Origin of the sequence: Dietzia sp. MNB45, from assembly GCF_051994785.1 — a bacterium.
Taxonomy (GTDB): Bacteria; Actinomycetota; Actinomycetes; order Mycobacteriales; family Mycobacteriaceae; genus Dietzia; species Dietzia kunjamensis.
The window spans coordinates 1,147,920-1,166,562 of the sequence record NZ_CP163397.1; the positions used below are offsets into that span (position 1 = coordinate 1,147,920).

Annotated in this window: 21 protein-coding genes; all 21 read right to left on the reverse strand. The window is 69.7% G+C overall.

What is annotated here, in order from left to right:
• Window positions 1–5: 5 nt before the first annotated feature.
• The 21 genes from AB5G72_RS05530 to AB5G72_RS05630 all read right to left on the reverse strand — a co-directional run bounded on the left by AB5G72_RS05530 (window position 6) and on the right by AB5G72_RS05630 (window position 18,603).
• Complete coding sequence (locus AB5G72_RS05530) at window positions 6–842, reverse strand: hypothetical protein (protein ID WP_440221165.1); 837 nt, start codon at window positions 840–842, stop codon at window positions 6–8.
• On the reverse strand, window positions 839–1,366 hold the full coding sequence (locus tag AB5G72_RS05535; RefSeq protein WP_440221166.1) for a phage gene 29 protein family protein: 528 nt from the start codon (window positions 1,364–1,366) through the stop codon (window positions 839–841). The genes AB5G72_RS05530 and AB5G72_RS05535 overlap by 4 nt, the downstream gene beginning before the upstream one ends.
• The gene (locus tag AB5G72_RS05540; RefSeq protein WP_440221167.1) at window positions 1,367–3,043 is read right to left on the reverse strand and encodes a phage tail protein; all 1,677 of its coding nucleotides are present in this window, start codon (window positions 3,041–3,043) and stop codon (window positions 1,367–1,369) included.
• The gene (locus AB5G72_RS05545; protein WP_440221168.1) at window positions 3,040–3,885 is read right to left on the reverse strand and encodes a hypothetical protein; all 846 of its coding nucleotides are present in this window, start codon (window positions 3,883–3,885) and stop codon (window positions 3,040–3,042) included. Before AB5G72_RS05545 ends, AB5G72_RS05540 begins: the two co-directional genes overlap by 4 nt.
• Window positions 3,882–8,963: a tape measure protein gene (locus tag AB5G72_RS05550; RefSeq protein WP_440221169.1), complete on the reverse strand. Its 5,082-nt coding sequence runs from the start codon at window positions 8,961–8,963 to the stop codon at window positions 3,882–3,884. The genes AB5G72_RS05545 and AB5G72_RS05550 overlap by 4 nt, the downstream gene beginning before the upstream one ends.
• Window positions 8,960–9,256 carry a hypothetical protein gene (locus AB5G72_RS05555; RefSeq protein ID WP_440221170.1) on the reverse strand — a complete coding sequence of 99 codons (297 nt, stop codon included), beginning with the start codon at window positions 9,254–9,256 and terminating at the stop codon, window positions 8,960–8,962. Before AB5G72_RS05555 ends, AB5G72_RS05550 begins: the two co-directional genes overlap by 4 nt.
• The gene (locus tag AB5G72_RS05560; protein WP_440221171.1) at window positions 9,184–9,615 is read right to left on the reverse strand and encodes a hypothetical protein; all 432 of its coding nucleotides are present in this window, start codon (window positions 9,613–9,615) and stop codon (window positions 9,184–9,186) included. The genes AB5G72_RS05555 and AB5G72_RS05560 overlap by 73 nt, the downstream gene beginning before the upstream one ends.
• 115 nt (window positions 9,616–9,730) lie before the next feature.
• Window positions 9,731–10,333 (reverse strand): hypothetical protein, encoded by a 603-nt coding sequence (locus AB5G72_RS05565; protein ID WP_440221172.1) that lies wholly within the window; start codon window positions 10,331–10,333, stop codon window positions 9,731–9,733.
• Window positions 10,334–10,395: 62 nt separating this feature from the next.
• On the reverse strand, window positions 10,396–10,761 hold the full coding sequence (locus AB5G72_RS05570) for a hypothetical protein (protein WP_440221173.1): 366 nt from the start codon (window positions 10,759–10,761) through the stop codon (window positions 10,396–10,398).
• A 32-nt stretch (window positions 10,762–10,793) separates the two neighbouring features.
• Complete coding sequence (locus AB5G72_RS05575) at window positions 10,794–11,057, reverse strand: hypothetical protein (protein ID WP_440221174.1); 264 nt, start codon at window positions 11,055–11,057, stop codon at window positions 10,794–10,796.
• Complete coding sequence (locus AB5G72_RS05580; RefSeq protein WP_440221175.1) at window positions 11,020–11,226, reverse strand: hypothetical protein; 207 nt, start codon at window positions 11,224–11,226, stop codon at window positions 11,020–11,022. The genes AB5G72_RS05575 and AB5G72_RS05580 overlap by 38 nt, the downstream gene beginning before the upstream one ends.
• Window positions 11,223–11,609, reverse strand: coding sequence for a hypothetical protein (locus AB5G72_RS05585; RefSeq protein ID WP_440221176.1), 387 nt, complete (start codon window positions 11,607–11,609; stop codon window positions 11,223–11,225). The genes AB5G72_RS05580 and AB5G72_RS05585 overlap by 4 nt, the downstream gene beginning before the upstream one ends.
• On the reverse strand, window positions 11,609–12,019 hold the full coding sequence (locus AB5G72_RS05590) for a hypothetical protein (RefSeq protein WP_440221177.1): 411 nt from the start codon (window positions 12,017–12,019) through the stop codon (window positions 11,609–11,611). The genes AB5G72_RS05585 and AB5G72_RS05590 overlap by 1 nt, the downstream gene beginning before the upstream one ends.
• 18 nt (window positions 12,020–12,037) lie before the next feature.
• Window positions 12,038–12,367 (reverse strand): hypothetical protein, encoded by a 330-nt coding sequence (locus AB5G72_RS05595; RefSeq protein ID WP_440221178.1) that lies wholly within the window; start codon window positions 12,365–12,367, stop codon window positions 12,038–12,040.
• Window positions 12,368–12,389: 22 nt separating this feature from the next.
• Complete coding sequence (locus AB5G72_RS05600) at window positions 12,390–13,301, reverse strand: major capsid protein (RefSeq protein WP_440221179.1); 912 nt, start codon at window positions 13,299–13,301, stop codon at window positions 12,390–12,392.
• Window positions 13,302–13,341: 40 nt separating this feature from the next.
• Window positions 13,342–14,019, reverse strand: a complete 678-nt coding sequence (locus AB5G72_RS05605) for a hypothetical protein (RefSeq protein ID WP_440221180.1) — start codon at window positions 14,017–14,019, stop codon at window positions 13,342–13,344.
• A gap of 69 nt (window positions 14,020–14,088) precedes the next feature.
• Window positions 14,089–15,120 carry a VG15 protein gene (locus tag AB5G72_RS05610; RefSeq protein WP_440221181.1) on the reverse strand — a complete coding sequence of 344 codons (1,032 nt, stop codon included), beginning with the start codon at window positions 15,118–15,120 and terminating at the stop codon, window positions 14,089–14,091.
• On the reverse strand, window positions 15,117–16,547 hold the full coding sequence (locus AB5G72_RS05615; RefSeq protein WP_440221182.1) for a phage portal protein: 1,431 nt from the start codon (window positions 16,545–16,547) through the stop codon (window positions 15,117–15,119). The genes AB5G72_RS05610 and AB5G72_RS05615 overlap by 4 nt, the downstream gene beginning before the upstream one ends.
• Window positions 16,548–16,563: 16 nt before the next feature.
• The gene (locus AB5G72_RS05620) at window positions 16,564–18,009 is read right to left on the reverse strand and encodes a terminase TerL endonuclease subunit (RefSeq protein WP_440221183.1); all 1,446 of its coding nucleotides are present in this window, start codon (window positions 18,007–18,009) and stop codon (window positions 16,564–16,566) included.
• A complete protein-coding gene (locus AB5G72_RS05625) occupies window positions 17,942–18,223 on the reverse strand; it encodes a hypothetical protein (RefSeq protein ID WP_440221184.1) in 282 nt (93 codons plus the stop codon). Before AB5G72_RS05625 ends, AB5G72_RS05620 begins: the two co-directional genes overlap by 68 nt.
• A 158-nt stretch (window positions 18,224–18,381) precedes the next feature.
• On the reverse strand, window positions 18,382–18,603 hold the full coding sequence (locus AB5G72_RS05630; protein ID WP_440221185.1) for an HNH endonuclease: 222 nt from the start codon (window positions 18,601–18,603) through the stop codon (window positions 18,382–18,384).
• Between the last annotated feature and the right edge of the window lie 40 nt (window positions 18,604–18,643).

Below are 18,643 nucleotides of genomic sequence, written 5' to 3' on the forward strand. Positions count from 1 at the left end.
ATTCATCAGGCGGTGTCGTCGATCGTGCCGCCGGGATCGTCACTGGTATCGGTGTTGGCGATGTCGTCGGACCACTGGACGACGGAGAACTGGGACAGTCGGGCGCCACCCTTGACCGTGCGGATACCGATCAGCACGTTGAACTTCCACCGCACCTGCACGTAGTAGCCGGGGTCCGGGGTGACGAAGAACTTCGACAGCGACACCGGCACGCCGACGTTCACGTCGGAGGCAGTGCCGCCGTCGGCGTGCGCCCGCGGCGCAGGCAGAGTCGTGTACGAGTACGGGGTCAGGTCCGGCTTGAGCACCACGATCTCGCCCTGCGCACGGTCGAAGCCATCCCCGGCGTGGACGAACGAGGCGTTGGCGTGCCACAGGCCGGCCCGGTCCAGGCGGATGCACCACTCGCTGAGGACGGTCGACGGGTTGGTCGCCTCCGGGTGAGGACGGGACACCTGCACCAGCTCGGCGTCGTTGTTCGGGCCGATCTGCGAGTCGAACGGCAGCGCCCGGTTGCGGCCCGGGCCCAGCCGCAGGTTGTTGTACATGTACGCCGCGCAGTACGCCGAAGTGCCGAGCAGGTCGAACCGGTCGGTCAGGTCCAGCTGGCCGTCGATGAACGTCGGCACCGTGCCCGTGTACCGGTTGTTCATCATGTCGATCAAGTCGTCGATCAGGCCCCACTGGCCGTCGCGCTGACGGTTGAACGCCCCATCGACCGGGGTCTGCATCCGCCGCTTCGCCTCGGACTCGTCCAGGTTGTTCAAGTCGGTCAGCGAGTTGCCCTGCCCCACCTGCCCGACGTAGGCACCGTCTGGGATTCGGCCGTCGGGGGCGGTCACTGGTCCGCCTGCCGCACAGTCGCGCCCTCCGGGCCCTTGGGCGGCTCCTGGTCATGCTGGCCCACCCCGCGGGCCGTGAGGTGCTCACGCAGCGCCACGCACTGCGCGTCGGTCAGGCCCGACAGGTTGAACGTCCGCAGACCCCGCGGGGGCGGCGGAGGCGAGCCGAGCTCGCGGGCCCGCAGGTGCGCCTCCAGGTCCACGCACTCGGCCAGCGACATGCCGGAGATGTCTACCTCGCGTGAGGCGACCCGCGCCGCCGGCTCCGGGGTGTCCACCGGCACCCAGTCGCCGCCGGCCGCGGCGAGGAACTGCTGATTCGGGCCGCCCGGGATGGCCATCTTGTGCGACTGCAGCTCCGGATGGTGACGGAAGCCCGCCTGCCACAGCTGCCTCGAGGCGCGCGCGGCGTCCCGAGGGTGGAAGTTCAGCGTGTCGCCGGAGGACATCTGCAGGCCGATGAACAGCCACGCCGCGTGCTGCTCCGGGTCGGCCATGTCCGCCCGCTCTTGCATCGGGATCATCTACATCACTCCCAGGGTCTTGGCGGCCTCGACCGCCCCGGCGACCTGCCGCACGATCTGATCGAGCCCGGATTCGGTGGCGTGCAGATCGCCGACGGTCACGTCCCAGCCGGGCGGGGTGGGGCGATCCCAGCCCAGGTCCAGCACAGTGACCTGGTCGACGATGAGTTCCCCGGCCGGCAGGCCCGGGATGGTGGAGGCGATCCTGTCGCCGAGCCAGTAGTGGCCCATCCCGTTCTCGCCGATCAGGTATGGGGCGCCGTCGCGGACCTTGAGCTTGTGCCCGACCCGTTCGCGGGTCTCCCAGAACCCTCGACGCAGCGCCATGAGGCTGGACAGGGTGTAGGCCCGATCGGCGCCGGTGGGCATCCGCTCGAAGTAGTGCGACCAGCCCGCCTCCTGGGCGCGCACGAACGATTTCACGGCCATCCACGCCAGCAGCGTGTCGGTGTACAGCGGAGCCAGCAGGGTGTCGGCGACCTGCCCGAGGTTGACGTTCGGGCCGATGAACGTCGACGAGGCGAGGTCGCCGGCCAGCTGCACCGCCGAGGAGATCAGCTCGTTGACGAACGGCATCGAGTGCCCGCCGACCACCACCTGCACGTCGGTGGCCGGCTGCCACGAGAACTCGCTGGATTCGATGCCGGTGACGTCACCGTCGCGCAGCACGATCCACGGGTTCGACGGGGCGGTGCCGAGCCAGTCGCCGCGCTCGGGGACCACGTTCGGGTCCGAGACGATCGACCGGTCGGAGTCGACCAGGTCGTCGCCGAGCTGCATGACCGTGCGCAGGATGCCCTGCAGGATGTTGCCGCCGGTGCCGGTGGCGCCGAACCACCCCGACTTGTCGACGATGTCGACGATCAGCTGCCCGTTGCGTGGGGTGTAGCCGGGCCACGGCTCCGGATCGCCCTCGAGCCAGCGTTGGCAGGTCACCATCAGCTGCGCGTCGGCGAGGATCGGGGCCGCCAGGTCGTGGAACGTCTTGAACCGCGATGAGACGATCGCGTGCGGGGAGGAGTCGCCGAGGAACGACCCGCCCCGCATCGCGATCGGCCAATTCGCCATGTTCAGGTTCCCGGTCCACTGCGAGAAGTCCAGCGGATCATCCGGGAGGGTGAACAGACTGTTCTGGTTGCGCATCAGGTTGAGGAACAGTGCGGTCTTGAGCGACCAGATCGACGGCCCGGCCAGCGTGAACGCCCGCGGGAACTGGATCGCCGCCGGGAGGACCGGGTTCGACCACACCAGGACGTGCTTGAGCTCCTCGTAGTCGTGCAGGAACTCCATCCGCAGCTCGTGGTCACCGCTGTCGGTGCGGGTGACCACCAGCCGGTTCAGCCGGCCGCCCCAGCGGGCGCCGTCCTTGTCGCAGGTGATGTGCACGTTGCGTTTGCGCATCCGCCAGCCGATGACCCACTCGACCACGTGATGGTCGAACGGCAGGACCACGGTGGCGACACCGGTCTCGTTGAGCTTCCACTGGAAGTGCGCGCTGATCTCCCCGGCGATTCGGGTGCGCAGTTGGTAGTCGCCGTCCCACAACCGCACCAGCGGCGGGGCGAGGCGGGCCTGCTCGAGCTCGTCGACCTGGGCCTGGCCCTCGGACCAGATCCTCTCCAGATCCGCCAGCAGCTGCGGATCGTCGAGAAGCGGATTCGACAGTGTCTGCGTCATTCCATCCCCCACGGTCTCGTCCAGAAGCGGTCCATGAACACCGACGCCACGGGGTTGCCGGTGGCGTTCGTCCACGACACGGGCACCGCCGTGGGCGGGGTGTGCGGCGGGACGACGTTGTCGAACAGCACCCCGCGCATCGCCTCCCACGCGTTGGCCCACCCGGCGATGCGGATCATCTGCTCCACCGGGTTCGTGTGGATCGACACCTCGTGATCGGTGTACTCCGGCGGCATCCCGACCACCCGGTTGTCGCCGTCGAAGTCGAAGTCCGGGACCTCCCACCGGGCGCCGGCCTGCAGCACCCACCGCGGGTACATGGGCAGATCGGTCGGATTGTGGATCTCCAGATAGCCGGTGCCGGAGCCGCCGCTGGCCTGCACCGCGGCGACCTCCGGCTGGCCGGCCCAGAACGGCATCCCGGCGCGGACCGGGATCCGGGTCACCGTGACCTTGGTTCCGTGCATGTCGAACCGGTCGTGCTTGGTCGGCGACTCGCGCATCACCACCCGCAGCTCGCGCGCCCCCGACAGTGGCGAGATGGTCCGCACGATGGTCTCGCGCTTGTAGTCCCACGCCCGCCGGAACTCCGAGTCCACCGCCGCCACCGACCGCTGCGCCGTGTCGGTGGCGACGAACACCAGCTCCATGTCCGTGGGCTCGAACAAGACCTTGCGCAGCTTCGCGCCCGGCTCATTCGCGGACTGCGACCACCGGGTCACCACCGGCACGTCCAGGTCCTTGTGCGAGTCGTCGGTCATGGCCACGCCCATCGACCCCGCGCCGGGGCCGTGGACGGGCCACACCATGCCGTCCGGCCCCTCGATCTCCGTCCGGCTCATCCCCGCGCCCCCAGCAGGCCGGTGGCGTGCTGCCGCTGCAGCGCGTCCTTGCGGCGCTCCGCCTCCTCCTGAGACAGCACGTGGAAGTGGTAGTGCACGTCGCCCCCCGATCCTCGCTTGAAGTTGCCCGCGTTCATCGCGTCGATGTCGTCGGCGTACAGCTGGGCCGGGCCGTTGCGGACGACCTTCTCGCCGACCGTGAGCCACGCCGGGACGTTGTCGACCCCGGCCGCCATGCCGGCCGGCAGCTTCACGTCGCCGCCCATGAAGTAGCCCGCGGTGGTGGGCCACCGCTTCTCCGGGCCGTCCCACTTGTGCTGCACCCACCCCAGACCGGCCAGGATGTTGGGCAGTTCGTCGAAGATGTCGTCCGTCGTCCCGGCGAACGCCTCGGCGAACTGGGCGCGCATCGCCCGGTAGGTCGGGTCGATCACCTGCAGCAGCCCCTTGGACGGGGTGCCGGCCGCCGCGTTGGAGTCCCAGCCGTTGACCGCCCGCGGGTCGCCGCCGGACTCGATGTCGATCTGCTCGACCGTCCGGCCCTCGTGCGACAGCGGCAGCCCCATCCGGCGCAGCGCTTCGCGCACCACCGGCGCCCACTGGGCAGCCCCGCCGGCCGGGTCGTACTCGACCTTCGGATCCTTCTCCGGCTCGGCCGTGGCCGCGGCGGCGAGCTCCTTGTCGGACATCGCCTTGACGTCCGGCTCCTCCGGGGCCAGCGCCTCCTCCCGTGCATCCAGCAGTTCAGCGAGGCGTGCCTGCGCCGCCCTGCGGGCCTCCCGGTCGCGGTCCAGCTGCTCGACCGCCTTGGCCAGTTCGGCCTCGGCGGCGAGCATCTGCGACACCAGCGGATCGCCGAACGGAGAGTTCTTCGCCGCGTCCAGGCCGCGCGCGGCCTCGGCGGTGAATCGCTCCTGCAGCTCGATCGCCGCGTTGAGGCGCTGCACCTCCGCGCCGGCGGTGGACAGGTCCCAGTCCGAGGGCCCGCCGCCGGGCCGCTCGTTGAGCATCTGCCACGCCTGCACGATCGGCGGCAGCTGGTTCGGCACACCGAACACACCGAGGGCGTCCTCGACCTGCCCGGACACCAGCCCGGCAGCCGCGCCCGCAGCCATGTCCGACCACGTGCGCGGCTGATCCGGGGCCACCCGCCCTGAGTTGCCGGGCGAGGCGTACATGCCCGGATTCGCCGCGAACGAAGTCTGGCCGGTGAACCGGTCCACGGCGAAGTCGCCGATGGTCAGCCCCGCCCCGCGACGGCCGGTGTACGCCTTGTCGGACCAGTCGTAGGACCGCATCGGCAGGAACGCGTGATCGGTGTACTGCGAGTGCGAGGCAGGGGCGGCGCCGCCGCCGATCTGCCCGTTGCCGCGTCCACCGCCCATCTCCACGTTCGTGCCGTCGGGCAGGGTGCCGGACGTGTGCCCGCCGTAGGGTCCGCCGTTGTACCACCCAAAACGCAAGTCTCCACTGGTGCCCGAGCCGAGCTGGAAGCCCATGCCCATGAGCGCCTCGCGCTGGTTGCCGGTGGCGAACCGGCCCGCGAACGGAGCGAGTCCGACCGCGAACCGGGCGATGGCGGCCATCGCGCCAGAGCAGTCGCCCCAGTTGACGCCGCCCCACACATACGGGGCGCCCTCCAAGGGCCGAGACTGGCCGTCGCCGGTGCGGCCCCACACGAAGTCGAGCATCTCGTCTGCGCCACGGATGCCGCCGTCGGCGAACGCCTCCAGCTTGTAACCGAACCGGTCCGCGACCTGGGACAGGATCTGCTCGGACCGGCCGCGCTTGGAATCGGCGAGCGGGATGTACGCCTCGCCGCCTGTCTCCGGCTCGGCCCAGACGCGCATCGCGCCGGCGGGGGCGATCTGCGCGACGTGGTTCTCCGAGCCGTTGGCGAAGTAGTCGACCATCGCGCCGTCGGCATAGCTCGGGTTGTAGTGCTGACCAACCTGCGTGCCCGAGGAGGACACGTTGCGCCGCTCCTCGAAATACTGCGTGGTGATCCGGGCCGTCCGGTCCCGGGCCGCCTCGTTCAGGGCGTCGTTGACGATCCGCGCCTTCTGCAGCGCCTCGTCGATCGTCGCCTTGATATGCGGGTCCGCGGTGGTGGCGTCGATGCGCGCCAGCTCCGCCAGGGTCACGTCCCGACCGTTGATGAAGTCGTCGATGATCGCACCCACCGACGGATCGACGTGAGTGGCGTCGAGGTTCCGCAACGCTTGCTTGGTGGCCTCGTCCTCCAGACGGAAGATCGTCGCGTCCGCCTGGATGTCCGGGGCCGCAGTCGAGGCGTCCAGGGCCAGCAACTGCTGGGTGACCGCACTCATCGCCGCCGACGCGAGCGTGCCGTCCGCGGTGATGCGGACCATGCCCGGCTTGCCCTCGATCTCCTCGACCTTGTAGCCGATCGCCTCGAGCGAGGCGATCGTGTCGGCCTTCGACGCCTCGTCCAGGCGGGTGGTGAACACCTTCGGCTCATCGGCGTCGAGCGCGTCGAACGCCATCGCGACCTCGGCGAGTTTCTGCGTCGACTCGTCCGCGCCCTCCAGGTCGACCATGAGCTGCACGGCGTCGCGATCGATGCCACCCCACTGACGGGCGAACTCCTCGATCTTGCCCAGCGGCAGATCGTAGGTCTCCGCCAGCGCCTCCAGCGCCGGACGCACCGCGTCGTAGGCCGCGGAGGCGTCACCGGTGTCCTGGGCGTGCTGCCGGAACTTCGTGCCGAGGTTCCCGAGCTCGTCGGTGAGCGCCTGGGCGTTGGCCTTCGACCCGTCCAGCGCGCCGTCGAGCGTGAGGAGCTCCTGCCCGAGACCGCCAACGGGGTCTGCGCCCTTGGCTGCCTCGTCGACCACCTCCTGCACGGCGGCGGCCAGCTCGAACGCGGACGTCTCCGCGTCGGAGGCCATGATCCCGAGTGTCTTGAGCGCGTCCTCCATCGCGCCGAGCTTGTCGTCGGCAGACGCCGCCGAATCGGCGAGGGTGTCCACCGCCGCCGACAGTTCCAGCGCGCCCGGCGAGGCGGCCTCCTGTGCGGCCTGCAGCAACAGGAACTCATCCCGCAACGGCTGCAAGGTCGCCAGCGCCTCTGTGCCGCCCTCGGACACGCCGGTGAGGTTCTTCTGGAACGTCAGCCAGTCGCCCGCCGATCCCGAGATCGCCGCGGCGACGTCGTCGTTGGACATGCCCAGCTCATCGAGGGCGCCCTTCGCCACCTTGGCGGCATCCGCCAGGTCGTTGGCAAGGTCCATCGTGGCCTTGCCGTCGGAGGCCATGATGCCGCCGTCCATGCTGAACGGGTTGGAGGTGAACGCATCGCCGAGGCTCTTGCCGATGACGCTGGCCCATGCGCCGAAGCCGCGCTGCTCCCCGGCGATCGCCGCGTCCATCTCTGCACGCACAGCGCGCAGCTGGTCGACCACAGCATCGGCGACGCCGGCGGCGTCGCCCATCTGGGACCACATGTCGGTCTGTGCGACCGCCAGGTCCTGCGAGGCGTTCTCCAGCTCACGCTGCGCGGACTCCAGCTTCTGGTGCGCACCGATCCCGGCGGTGACCGCGATCGTCACCCCGGTCAGCCCGACGGCGAGGGGACCGCCGAACACGTCGAGCAGGCTCGACCCGGCGCGGCCGAGGGCCGACAGGCCGCCCTTCGCGGCGGCGCCCGCGTTCGTGCCCAAGATGCGCGCGGACTGGCCGAGGACGCCCATCTGCGGGTTCGCCTGGCCCATCCAGCGGTACGAGTCCCGCACCGCACCGGAGAAGTCCGACAGAGAGGTCCTGGCCGACGATGCTCCCGACACGATCGGGGTGAACGCGGGGGCGAGGCGGGCCATGATGCCGGGGATGGTCTTGAAGGCCATGTAGCCGGCGACCAGCGCGGTCACGGCGGCCTGGTTGTCTTCCATCAGGTCCGCGGTCATGTCCAGGGCCGGGACGACGGTGGCGTTGAGGATGGTCGCGGAGGCCTCGAGCACCGACAGGAACATCTCCCACGTGGAGATGCCGATCTGTGCGGACGCCTTGCCCAGCGAGGTGGCGATCTGGCCCAGTGCGGGTCCGGCCACAGACCCGGCGTCGACGAGCTGGTCGACGATGCCCCCGAGCCGCACCAGGGACGTCGTGGCCAGGTCGGAGGAGGCGATGTCATCCCACGTGTCCAGCGCGGCCGCGCCGAACTCACGCAGCCCGGGAACGCCGGACCGGACGAGCCACGCCTCGAAGTCCGCCATGACGGGCTTGAGTGAATCGTTGAGGTCGTCGATCAGACCGGTGACGCCGGTGAACGCTCCGGCGGCCTGGTTGAAGAACGGTCCGGCCAGTGTGGCGCCGAACCGGCCGGCGGCGGCGCCCATGTTGCGGAACGCGCCACCGACGGTATTGCCCAACTCAAGGGCGGCTCCGCCCATGCCGGTCTCGAGCGCGTTCTGGAACGTCTCGAAGCTGACCTTTCCCTCGGAGGCCATCTTGCGGGCCTCGTCGGCGGTGACACCCATCTCGGCGGCGACCAGCTGCAGGATCGGGATACCGGCGTCCATGAGCTGGTTCGCCACGTCCATCTGCATCATGTCCGAGGTGGCGACCTTGTTGACGATGGAACCCATCGCAGACAGGTCGGTGCCCGCGATCGCCGCAGCATCACCGACCAGCCCCAGGGTGCGCTCGAGCTCCTGGCCCGGCTTGACCCCGGCCGCGACGGCGGACGCGGCGACCGAGGCGGCGTCCTCGAGCCCGTAGGCGGTGCCGCGCACCGAGTTCAGCGCGTTCTCCATGATGGAGTCGACCGCGCTCGCCGAGTGCCCCAGACCGGTCAGGGAGGCCTCGGCGTTCTCGATCCCGGACAGGCGGCCGATGCCCTTGGTGATCGCCGCGCCGAGGGTGGCGCCGGCCGCGACACCCGCCGCGCCGGCGCCGACCTTGAGCGCCCCACCCAGACCGGAGGCGATCTTGCCGCCCATCGACTTGCCGGTCTTGTCGGCCTGGGCCTCGACGCCCTTCATCGCCTGCCCCACCTGGGCGGGGATCTTGGACGTCTCCACGACGAGGGAGATGTAGCCGGTGGCCAGCTCGGTCATGCTGACTCCTTCCTCGTGAAGCGCGCATTGATCCGCTCGCGGATCTCAGAGGCGGTGAGGGCCGGCTTGTCCGGCGGTGGGGCGATCGACCCGTCCGGGTCGTAGGTCGTCTTGAACCGCGACGACGGCGGCAGGTGGACCACCATCGACAGCAGTTCGTGCCACGACAGCCAGTCGAGGCGGATACCGCGGTCGAGGCAGTCGAAGGTCAGGGCGGCCTCTACTCCTTGGCGTCCGAGGAGGTCGAGGAGGCCGAAGATTCCCCCACCTTCACCTTGGACTGCTCGGTCCACTCGCTGAACAGCTGGATCTTCACCCCGTTTGCCTGCTCGGCCAGGTACTTGTCCCACACGTCGGGGACCAGTCGGCGGCACAGCTCGGACAGGGTCTCCAGGTCGCCCAGGGGCTCGGGCAGCTCGACGTCCGGCTTGCCGGATCGGATCTGCTCGAGCGCGGTCTTGCGGGCGGCGTCGCGCTCCTCGCGCGTCTTGCGCACCCACTTGCGGTAGTCGTCCATGACGTCGCGGTCGATGTAGTCCATCTTCGGCAGGAAGAACTCGACATCTTTCACGTGGCCGTTCTTCTGCCGGTACGGCAGGTGGACCTCGATTTTCGTGCGGGGGTCGTCTACGGGAACAAGATTGATGGTCATCGCACCAGGCCAATCAGTAGTTGTGGAACAGGTGAGTGCGCACCGGGCCTGCTAGGCCCACCCGGCGGGGCGGCCCGGTGCGAAGGGGGATCGAAACCCCGCCGGGTGAGACTGGTTAGACGGCGTCCGGGTCCGGTCGGCCGTCGTCGCGGTACTCGACGACGTTGCCGCCCTTGAGCGACAGGGTCACCGGGCGGAACGTCTTGATCGTCAGCTGACGGGAGGTGACGTTGGTGTGCTGCTCGGTGACCTCCGCGACCGTGGCCACGCGGCCCCGCTCGACGACGTACAGCTTGTTCTTGTCGCCGTAGGCGGTCCGCACCAGGAACGACGACAGCGGCAGCGGGTCGGAGGTGTGGTAGATGACCCGCTTCGTGCCGTCGGTGGTGGTGGCCGGTGTCATCTCCACGTTGGCGTCACCGAACGCGGTCTTGAGCACCGCGTCGTTGTCGTCCTCGAGGAGGGTGATGGTCAGGGTCTCGTCGTAGGACTCCTGGACGTCGATGAAGACGCTGCCGCCCATCATGCGGATGTCGCTCGAGGAGCGGTTCTGGGCGATCGTCAGACCACCCTCACCGACCGCGCCGTGGTCCTCGAACGCGGGGTCGAGAACGCCGAGAGTGTCGGTCGGGAGTTCCGTCCCGATCGGGGCGCGGAAGAACACGCCGTAGTCCATCGGGGGATGCCCGACGAACGCATTGAGCACGTCGACTGCCATTGGATTTGCCCCTTTCAAGAGCATGGGTCGCACCGGGCCGAGAAAGGGTTATGAAGTTGTGGTCAGCGGGTTCCGACACCGAGGGCGCCGGAGAACTGGAACCGGACGAGATCAGTGTTCGGGTCGGGGAAGTGGACGAGGTTGTCGTCCCCGGTCCAGTGGGTGATGACCCCACCGGAGTACGTGCGGCCCACCGCCGAGCGCAGCGCGTGCTCGGCGGCCAGGGCCAGCTCCTCGGCCTCGATCTCGCCGGTGTGGTAGCACTCGACGAGGAATCGGGGGGCGGTGGTCGCGAAGGTTTCGCGGCCGCCGCCGATGCGGGAGACGACGATGAACTCCGAGAGTTTCTCGACGGGCTTGCGGGTGCCGACGTGGATCGCCCGCCCCATCAGCTCGTCGAGATGCTCGCGCAGAGCCTGTGTCGCCACTAGCGCCCCGGACGGCGGGACAGGGTTGGCCACTAGCCGCCACCTCCCATCGTCCGCAGCAATGTGTTGTTCGCCGCGTTGTCGCGCACCGCCATCCACGAGTCGGGGTAGACGATCGCCCGCCAGCGGCCCTGCGGTCGCCGTGCGCCCTGCTGGGAGGACCAGGAGTAGCCGGGCCCGGCCCGGGCCGCGTGGGCCGCGGCCATCGAGTCGAGCTTGGCCGTCACGCCTGGTGCGGAGCGCAGCTGGTAGAGGGCGTCAGGGTTCCACTTGAGACGAACGCCAGAGCGTGCCACCGCCCACCTCCTGGATCGCTTCGACCGCCGCCCACGAATCCCGGTTGAACACGTGGGTGACCGCCGCGCCTTTCCGGTCGAAGATGTGCAGCACCCCGTGCTCGACACCGAACTTCGTGGTGTCGAACACCTCCGGCTCGTCGGCGAACGCGTGAGTCACTCGGATCATCCGGACATCTCCTTGAGGTTGACGATCTCGCGGCCCACGTGTAGCCACGGGTTGTGATCGACGTTGACCGCCCGGCCGATGACCTCGAACGTGACGGGGTCTCCGGCCTGGTCGACGATGCCGGGCAGTTCGACCTTGTCGGTCGGCGAGAACTCGCCGACCGCGGTGATCATCCGCGCGTCCACCGTCAGCCGCTCGTGCCCAGCGAGGATCGGCTCATCGGAGGAGACGATCCGCCACGAATGGACCAGCACCGGCACGTCCTCGCGGACCTCGACCGGTATCCGGTTGCCGAGCCGGTCTTCCTCCCACGACTGGGAGACCGCGATCCTGATAACCTCCACCGTCAGCGGCAGGTCCTCCTCCATCGACACCTCGGCCATCACAGCCCCGGCATCCCCAGAGGCACCGAGTACGAGCCCAGGTCCCGCACCTTCGGTGGGCACAACTTGCGCAGCGCCTCGACCTGCATCGGGGAGAACAGCATCCCCGACTGCCGCTGCCTGGTGTCGATCTGCTGGTCCTTGGAGAAGGCATCAGCCCGCACCGAGGTCGTCGTCACCGCCCCGTGGCCGGCCGCCGTGTCGTAGGCGACCGCCCGCCGCAGGATCGCCTTGAAGCTGGCCACCCTCTGCGCGTTGACCGGGTCCAGGGGATCGAACGCCGCAGCGAACAGGCACGGCGCGTAGGCGGCGGCCAGGGCCTCCGCCTCGTCCGCGATCTGCTGCAGCTCGTTCTCGGTCTTGCCTGGCAGGGAGGAACGCAGATCGTCCACTCCGATGATCGTGCTCATCTACGTCCCTCCCGGCTGTCAGGGCGCGACGGGCGCGACGGTCGTCTCGCCGGTGTCGTAGTTGTGCGTCACCGTCACCTCGGTCCCGTCGGGCTGCACCTGGGTGTAGGTCTCGGTGCGGGTGCCCGTCGGGGTGGTGTCCGGCACGGTGCCGGTCACCTGGACGGCGTTGACCGACTGGTGGCCGGCGGCCGCCGCGGTCGCCTTGTCCGGGGCGGTCGAGGAGACCCGCTCCGAGGCGTCGTAGGTGTCCGCCGGGGCGTCACCTGCATCGGTCGACTGCGGTGCGTCGACCGTGGTGTCGTCGGTGAGGTTGGTGGTCTTGGGGGCGCGAGTGCGTCCTGCCATGTCAGATCAGTCCTCTCTCGGGTCAGGCCGGCATCACGGCGCGCAGGCGAGCGGCCGCCTGGCCGCCCTGCGCGACGAAGCCGCAGTAGAAGTCGATGCGGGTGCGGTAGGCGGGCTTCTCCTGCAGCTCGCCGAGGGCGTAGGCCTGCAGGCCGCCGTTGGAGATGCCCATGACGCCGTGCTCGTTGAAGTTCGAGGCGAACTTCACCGCGTACACGTCCGAGCCGTTGGTGGCGTCGTAGCCGAGGATCCGGCGCCCCGACCAGTGGTTGCCCGGGTCCAGGAACGGGACACCGTTCCAGGTGAACTCACGCTTGCCGGTGATCTCGGAGTTGATGTAGTCGGCGCCACCGATCTTGCGGCCCAGGGACTTGAGCTTGGCGATCAGCTCTTTCGGCGCGTAGACCGCGTCGGGGGAGCCGCCGGCGACCTGACCGAACAGGGCGTCGAGCTCGTCGAGGAACCCCTCGCTGTTGGCGGGGGCGGCGGAGTCGATCACCTGGGCGCCGACGAGGCGCTTGCGCAGACCCTCGAACGACTTCGAGTCGACCTGGGCGTCGCCGTTGAACATGGCGTCGACGAAGGTCGAGTGCGCGGAGGTCAGCTTCATCTTGACCTGCTGCGCCATGAGCGAGCCGCGGGACGAGCCCATCGTGGTCTCGAGGAACTTGTCGACGTCGGCGTCGCCGCCGAGGATGACCAGCCGCTCGGTGTCCATGTTGATGACGCCGGTCGACTCGGTGTATGCCTCGTTGACCGTACGGAAGCCGGTACCGGGCAGGGCGCCCTCGGTGTCGTACGAGTAGGCGTTGCCGGTGATCGGCTCGATGGGGAGCCGGTCGAAGACGTTCGAGACCTGGTGCATGGTCTCGATCGCGCCGCGACGAACCGGATCGGGCTCGACGGCGGCAGCCTGTGCGAGAGTGACAGCCACTGCTGTCTCCTTTCATGTGGTGCCGCCGGTGGCGGCTCGGTTACTTCTTGCCGAAGGCCGCGTCGAACGCGGACTCCATTCGGGCCACTCCGGGCTCGGGTTCGGGCGTGGAGCCCTTGCGGCCGATCCCCACGTCCCCAGCCTCTCGGCCCGGGTCCTTGAGGAGGTACGGCCGCTTTTCCGCTGCCTCGGAGAGGGTCTGTCGTAGTGCCTTGGTGTCGACGTCACCGTCGACCATGGGCACCTGCTCGAGGTCGATGAAGACATGCGCCTCGGACGGGTCGTGGAACCCCAGCTCTGCAGCCAGTGCTCGGGACTCCGCCCGCTTGAGCCGAGTGTCGGCGCCCTTGGTCGCTTCCTCCGCGGCCTCCCTGCGGGCTGCCTCGACGGCCTTCTCTTGCTCGGTCGCCGTGGCGTCGCGCAGTCGGTCGCGTTCGGCCTTGAGCTCGTCGTAGTCGGAGAACTTCGCCAGTCGGCCCGCGATGATGCGTTCCAGCTCGGCCTGCGTGAACGTCTTTCCGTTCTCGCCCTCCTTGCCAGCGCCCTCGCCGGGCTCGCCACTGTCTCCGCCCTCGCCGCCATCGGCACCGGGTTCGTTGCCGCCCTGTTCGCCGCCCTCGATGAACCTCACCCCGGGTGGGATGCGGTGCATCATCGGACGCAGGGACTGCTCCACGGCTGCGGCAGGGAGCCACGGACGGTTGATCTTCTTCGGCATCAGATGCCCTTCCACCCGCTGAGAGCGCAGCGGTCACGCACACCCCGCCCTGTGAGCGGCGGGGGAGCCTTAGGCGGCCTGCGACGCGGGCAGGCCGGTGGTGAGGTAGCCATTGCGCAGCAGCAGCCGCAGGGCCGCGTCCTGGTCGCCGTCGGCCAGCCGGTAGCACTCCGACGGCGCCAGGCGCGGGGCCTGCAGCCGCCGGTACCGCTCGAGCTGACCGGCCGCGGACCGGGCGCGCAGGTAGCCGGCATCCGGGCGTCGGGTCAGAGCCCCGTCGGCTGCGCGCTGGTAGCCGCCATACAGGCCGCGTCGGGTCGTGCCCTCGCTGGTGATCTTCACGTCGCGGCCGAACACGTTGGCCGTGCCCATGCCGCGCTTAGCGTTGATCACCTGCGACGGGTCTGCGCCGTCGAGGATCGCCTGCCGGTCCGCCTTAGACAGGCCCTTGACCTGCCCGGCACGCACCGCCGCCGCCGGGTCGATCGCGGAGTCCGGAGCGTCGCGCCGCTTGCCGACGGGGACATGGACGCAGTCGCAGCCCGGGTGACGCTGGAAGCCGGTGTTCCAGGCGAACCATTTGCCGGCCTGAACCACGCACCGGTCGCAGGAGGGCAGCTGCAGCATCCGCACCCAGCCGTCCATGCGGGCCGAGGTCATCCCGGCCTGGGTGGCCTCGCGGCCCGCGTCGGCGGCCATCGTGGCCGCCAGCCCGACGAGCCGCTTGGTGGCCCACTTCGTGGCGACCGCCGCCGGCACCCCGGAGGCGATCGCCGTCTTCGCGGTGAGCACCGACGACGAGTAGGCCATCGACCGGGCCGCGTCGGCCGGGGTGGTGAACGCGACCGGGTCAATCAGCGCCTCGGGGGCCGCCGCGTCCTGCTCTGCCACCTGAGCCTCGAGATAGTCCTGCGCCTCTGCGGCGTTGGCCTCCTGCGCGGCGAGGATCGCCACCACGAGCTCGTCGGCGTGCTCATCGAACCAGCCGGACAGGTCCATCGGGTCGGCGGACCGCCAGAGGGACTGCACGGCGTTCGCCGCGCGCCGGTCCCGCCGCGCCTGCGCCCGGTAGAACTCGCCAGCAAGGGCAAGAGGCGTCATGACAGGCCCTCCAGGCCTTCGCCGACCGCGGGCTTCTCGCCGACGGCGGCCGCGAAGTCGCCGCCGAGGGCGCGCTGCAGCTCGTCGGCGGCCATCTTCATCCACCGCTCCACCGTGCGCGGGTTCGCGCCCGGCATCCGCTCGAGGAACATCTGCAGCGGCGCCCCGTTCGGCACCATCTGCGCCGCCGCGGAGGCCACCTGCTGGGCGTCCTCCGGCGCGGACGGTGCCCAGTCCACCTCGAGGTCGTCGCAGCGGGTTCCGTCGCCGCCGCGCGCGATGTCGATCAGCCGGAACACCTCCTTGTCGGACTCGCCGTAGGAGGTCTGCAGATCGTCCACGAACGAGGTCAGGGTGGCCTCGGTGGCGAGCATGAGGTCGCCGGAGACGTTCTTGAAGTCGCCGACGAGGTACTGAGGCGGCACCTGCGCCGTGGAGGCGAAGGTGGCGATCAGGTGCTCGAGCACGGTGATGTAGTTGGACAGGTTCGACTCCGCCAGGTCGAACACCTTGGTGTCGACGCCGGGGAATACGAGCATCCGGTCGACGCCAACCTTGCCGGGGCTCTTGATCATCGCCACGGCCTGGCCGTGCTCGTCGAGGATCGGCTCTCCGTCCGAATCGGTCATCGGGACCGGGTCGCCGTTGTCATCCTTCACCACGGGGTCGTAGCCGGTGGCGATGCGCTGCCGGAACGCCGCGAACTGGGCGGCGAGCAGCACGTTGAACCGCATGGTGTCCACGGCCCGCTGCGCCGGCATCAGCGCATCGACGTACGAGGTGCCCTCCGCGAGGGAGTCGATCTCCGGGACGTAGGTAACGAACGGCACCGCCCCCAGCGGGTTGGTGCCGCCGTCGACTCGCTCGAGCTGACGGTCGCCGCTGCCGGAGAACTTGACCCACTCCTTGGCCGTGTACAGCACCACGACCACCTTCGGGCGGCCGCGCTCGTCGGCCTCGGTCCACCGCTTGATCGCCCAGATCGACGAGAACGGGTCCGCGGGGTCCGGCTCGACCCACACCGACTCCGGCGACTCCGGCCGGACGACCGGCTGCTCGGGTCGGCGCGGGTTCGGCCACACCGCCACGATGCCGCGATCATGCCGCAGGCCGTCCACGTAGGGGATCCGGGCGCGCGACCGCATCCTGTTGGCCGCCCACACGCGCCACAGGCCCCGATCGAACTCCTCCCCGGCCGAGGTGCGCACCCCGGTCGAGCGGAGCCGCTGAGAGGCCGTGCGGACCGCGAGACGCACCAGCGGCAGCGCGGCCATCTTGCGCAGCTCCATGTACTCGGCGGAGGCGCCCTGCGGCGCGAACGGCAGGTCGTGCTCGCCCGCGTAGGCCCTGCGCCGCTCGTCGAACACCGGGCGGGTGTCCAGCAGTTTCGCCAGGCCCCTCTCCACCCTCGGGTCGAGCTTGTCCATGCCGTTCACCCCCTGATCAGTTGAAGCCGTACATCTGGTTCGAGATCCGCGCCTTCGGCGGGGGCGGTGCAGCGTCCACCGCAGCCACCGCCAACGTCAGGGCGATCACCGGGGTGATGTCCACCGCGGTGTTCTTCCGGTTCCACACCCACAGCCCCTCCGTGCCGAGTGCCCGCTTGCGGGCGTCCGCCAGGGCCGCGTTCACCACGGGCTGGTCCAGGTGGCGGAACGAACGGTCCATGACCGCCGCGTACAGGCCCGCGCAGGCCGTCCCGGCGTCACTGGGGCCGGTGACCTCCACCGGCAGGCCAGCGGCCTTGAGCGGTTCGATCAGCGGCGAGGAGGGGGCGTTGCCGCCCTGCACCCGCACCACCTTGAGCGGGTGCTTGCGGTGCATCGCCTTCATGTAGTCGACGATCCAGCCGCAGCCGGCGCGGTTCTCGACGAGCTCGCCGTGCACCAGTCCATCGGCCCGGCGGCCGGCCACACTGACCGACCCGGTCCGGTTGTCCGGCGCGACGTCGATCGCAGCGACCGGCCGCCCGGCGATCTGCGAGTCGGTGTCAGCGACCGCGGCCCACGACTGCGGGTCGATCGGCGCGTTGGAGTTGCCGGCGTTCCAGATGCCGAGCCGCTCCCGGGAGAACGTCTCGTCGTCCATCGCGGCGCGCTCGTCCTCGACGACCGACATCTGCAGGCGGATCCCCAGCGACGGGTTCGCCGCGGTCCAGGCTTGCCGGTCGTCCAGGTCGACGTCCTCGGGGGCCGACCACTCGTGGTAGGCCAGCCGAGGGTGCGTGCCGTCGATCCCGGCCTGCCGGAGTCGGGTGAATACCTCACCGCCGATGCCATCCGGCGGGGTGCCGGCGACGATCTGCTGGGGGTTGCCCAGCGGCGCGGAGGAGATGGTCGGCAGCAGCGCCGCGAGGTGGTCGTCGTTGAGGTCCTGGGCCTCGTCCATCACCAGCACGTCGGCGGTGAAGCCTCGACCGGAGGCCTTCGAGCGGGCGATGAACTCGACGGAGCCGCCGTTTTTCAGCAGGATCTGCTCCTGGCCGTTGGTCTTGCGGATCTCCTCGACCAGTTCGGCGAGCTCCGGGTACTTCTTCGGGTTGTCGAAGAACCCCAGCAGCCGCAGGTACGCCTTGCGGGCGGTCTTGACCTCGTGGGCAGTGTGCAGGATTCGCTCGCCGAGGCCGACCATGCCGAACAGCTCGCGGACCTCGATGATGCCGTTCTTGCCGTTCTGGCGCGGACACGACAGCGCCTCCTGTGAGGCGGACCAGCGGCCCTCGACTGTGAGGCCGAGCATGTCGTCGAGGACGAGCTGCTGCCAGCCGTCCGGTCGCAGACCGTATCCAGCCGCGAGAGCCGCCGCGTCCGGGCCGTAGGACTCAGCCGCCGGCGGCGCGGTTCTGATTCTGGGCGGCTTGCTTACGTCGCAGGTGCTCGGAGAACTCATCGAGTGGTGTCGCCTCCCTCTTCTTCGTCACGGGAGCCGGGCACGCCTCGATCTCGTCCAGGACGCCCATCATCAGTCGGCCAAGTGCAGCGACATCGCGCGGCGCCTCGGAATGGTCGATCGACCAGGCCACCACGTCTCGCAGCCTGACCAGGGTGTTCCTGCGGTTGCCCCTACTCGCCGCTGTGGCGAGAACGGGCCGTTTTTGGCTCATTTCGACACCTCGCCGTTCCAGCTCGGGGGGATGTGTTTTAGCAGGTCCGGGGGGATATTGGTCGCCTCGCCGTCATGCGGCCGTGGAGGCCGCGAGGGGGTCACCCCCTCCCCGCCCCGATCGCGGCGGGCCGGGCCTCGGCGGCCGGCGGTTCGGGGTCAGACCCAGTCGCGGGACCGGCGGATCACGTTCGAGTGGGGCTTGGAGTGCTTCGCCAGGTTGCAGCCGCGGTGCATCGGCTGCAGGTTCTCCAGCGCGTCGGTGCCGCCCTGCGAGTAGGGCACCTTGTGGTCCGCCGTGCCGTACCCGGGGTCGTACTGGTCGGTGATCGAGGTGTCGATGGGCTGCCCGCACTCGACGCAGACCGGGTTGCCGGCCAAGACGCGGCCTCGGTTCCGTCGGTAAGGCCTCGCCCCGGTC

What these genes read in the sequence shown, in the direction of transcription:
- AB5G72_RS05615 (WP_440221182.1), bottom strand. Translation starts at nt 16,547, where the DNA reads ATGGACAAGCTCGACCCGAGGGTGGAGAGGGGCCTGGCGAAACTGCTG.
- AB5G72_RS05620 (WP_440221183.1), bottom strand. Translation starts at nt 18,009, where the DNA reads ATGAGTTCTCCGAGCACCTGCGACGTAAGCAAGCCGCCCAGAATCAGA.
- AB5G72_RS05550 (WP_440221169.1), bottom strand. Translation starts at nt 8,963, where the DNA reads ATGACCGAGCTGGCCACCGGCTACATCTCCCTCGTCGTGGAGACGTCC.
- AB5G72_RS05610 (WP_440221181.1), bottom strand. Translation starts at nt 15,120, where the DNA reads ATGACGCCTCTTGCCCTTGCTGGCGAGTTCTACCGGGCGCAGGCGCGG.
- AB5G72_RS05605 (WP_440221180.1), bottom strand. Translation starts at nt 14,019, where the DNA reads ATGCCGAAGAAGATCAACCGTCCGTGGCTCCCTGCCGCAGCCGTGGAG.
- AB5G72_RS05595 (WP_440221178.1), bottom strand. Translation starts at nt 12,367, where the DNA reads ATGGCAGGACGCACTCGCGCCCCCAAGACCACCAACCTCACCGACGAC.
- AB5G72_RS05540 (WP_440221167.1), bottom strand. Translation starts at nt 3,043, where the DNA reads ATGACGCAGACACTGTCGAATCCGCTTCTCGACGATCCGCAGCTGCTG.
- AB5G72_RS05535 (WP_440221166.1), bottom strand. Translation starts at nt 1,366, where the DNA reads ATGATCCCGATGCAAGAGCGGGCGGACATGGCCGACCCGGAGCAGCAC.
- AB5G72_RS05590 (WP_440221177.1), bottom strand. Translation starts at nt 12,019, where the DNA reads ATGAGCACGATCATCGGAGTGGACGATCTGCGTTCCTCCCTGCCAGGC.
- AB5G72_RS05560 (WP_440221171.1), bottom strand. Translation starts at nt 9,615, where the DNA reads ATGACCATCAATCTTGTTCCCGTAGACGACCCCCGCACGAAAATCGAG.
- AB5G72_RS05545 (WP_440221168.1), bottom strand. Translation starts at nt 3,885, where the DNA reads ATGAGCCGGACGGAGATCGAGGGGCCGGACGGCATGGTGTGGCCCGTC.
- AB5G72_RS05580 (WP_440221175.1), bottom strand. Translation starts at nt 11,226, where the DNA reads ATGATCCGAGTGACTCACGCGTTCGCCGACGAGCCGGAGGTGTTCGAC.
- AB5G72_RS05625 (WP_440221184.1), bottom strand. Translation starts at nt 18,223, where the DNA reads ATGAGCCAAAAACGGCCCGTTCTCGCCACAGCGGCGAGTAGGGGCAAC.
- AB5G72_RS05585 (WP_440221176.1), bottom strand. Translation starts at nt 11,609, where the DNA reads ATGGCCGAGGTGTCGATGGAGGAGGACCTGCCGCTGACGGTGGAGGTT.
- AB5G72_RS05565 (WP_440221172.1), bottom strand. Translation starts at nt 10,333, where the DNA reads ATGGCAGTCGACGTGCTCAATGCGTTCGTCGGGCATCCCCCGATGGAC.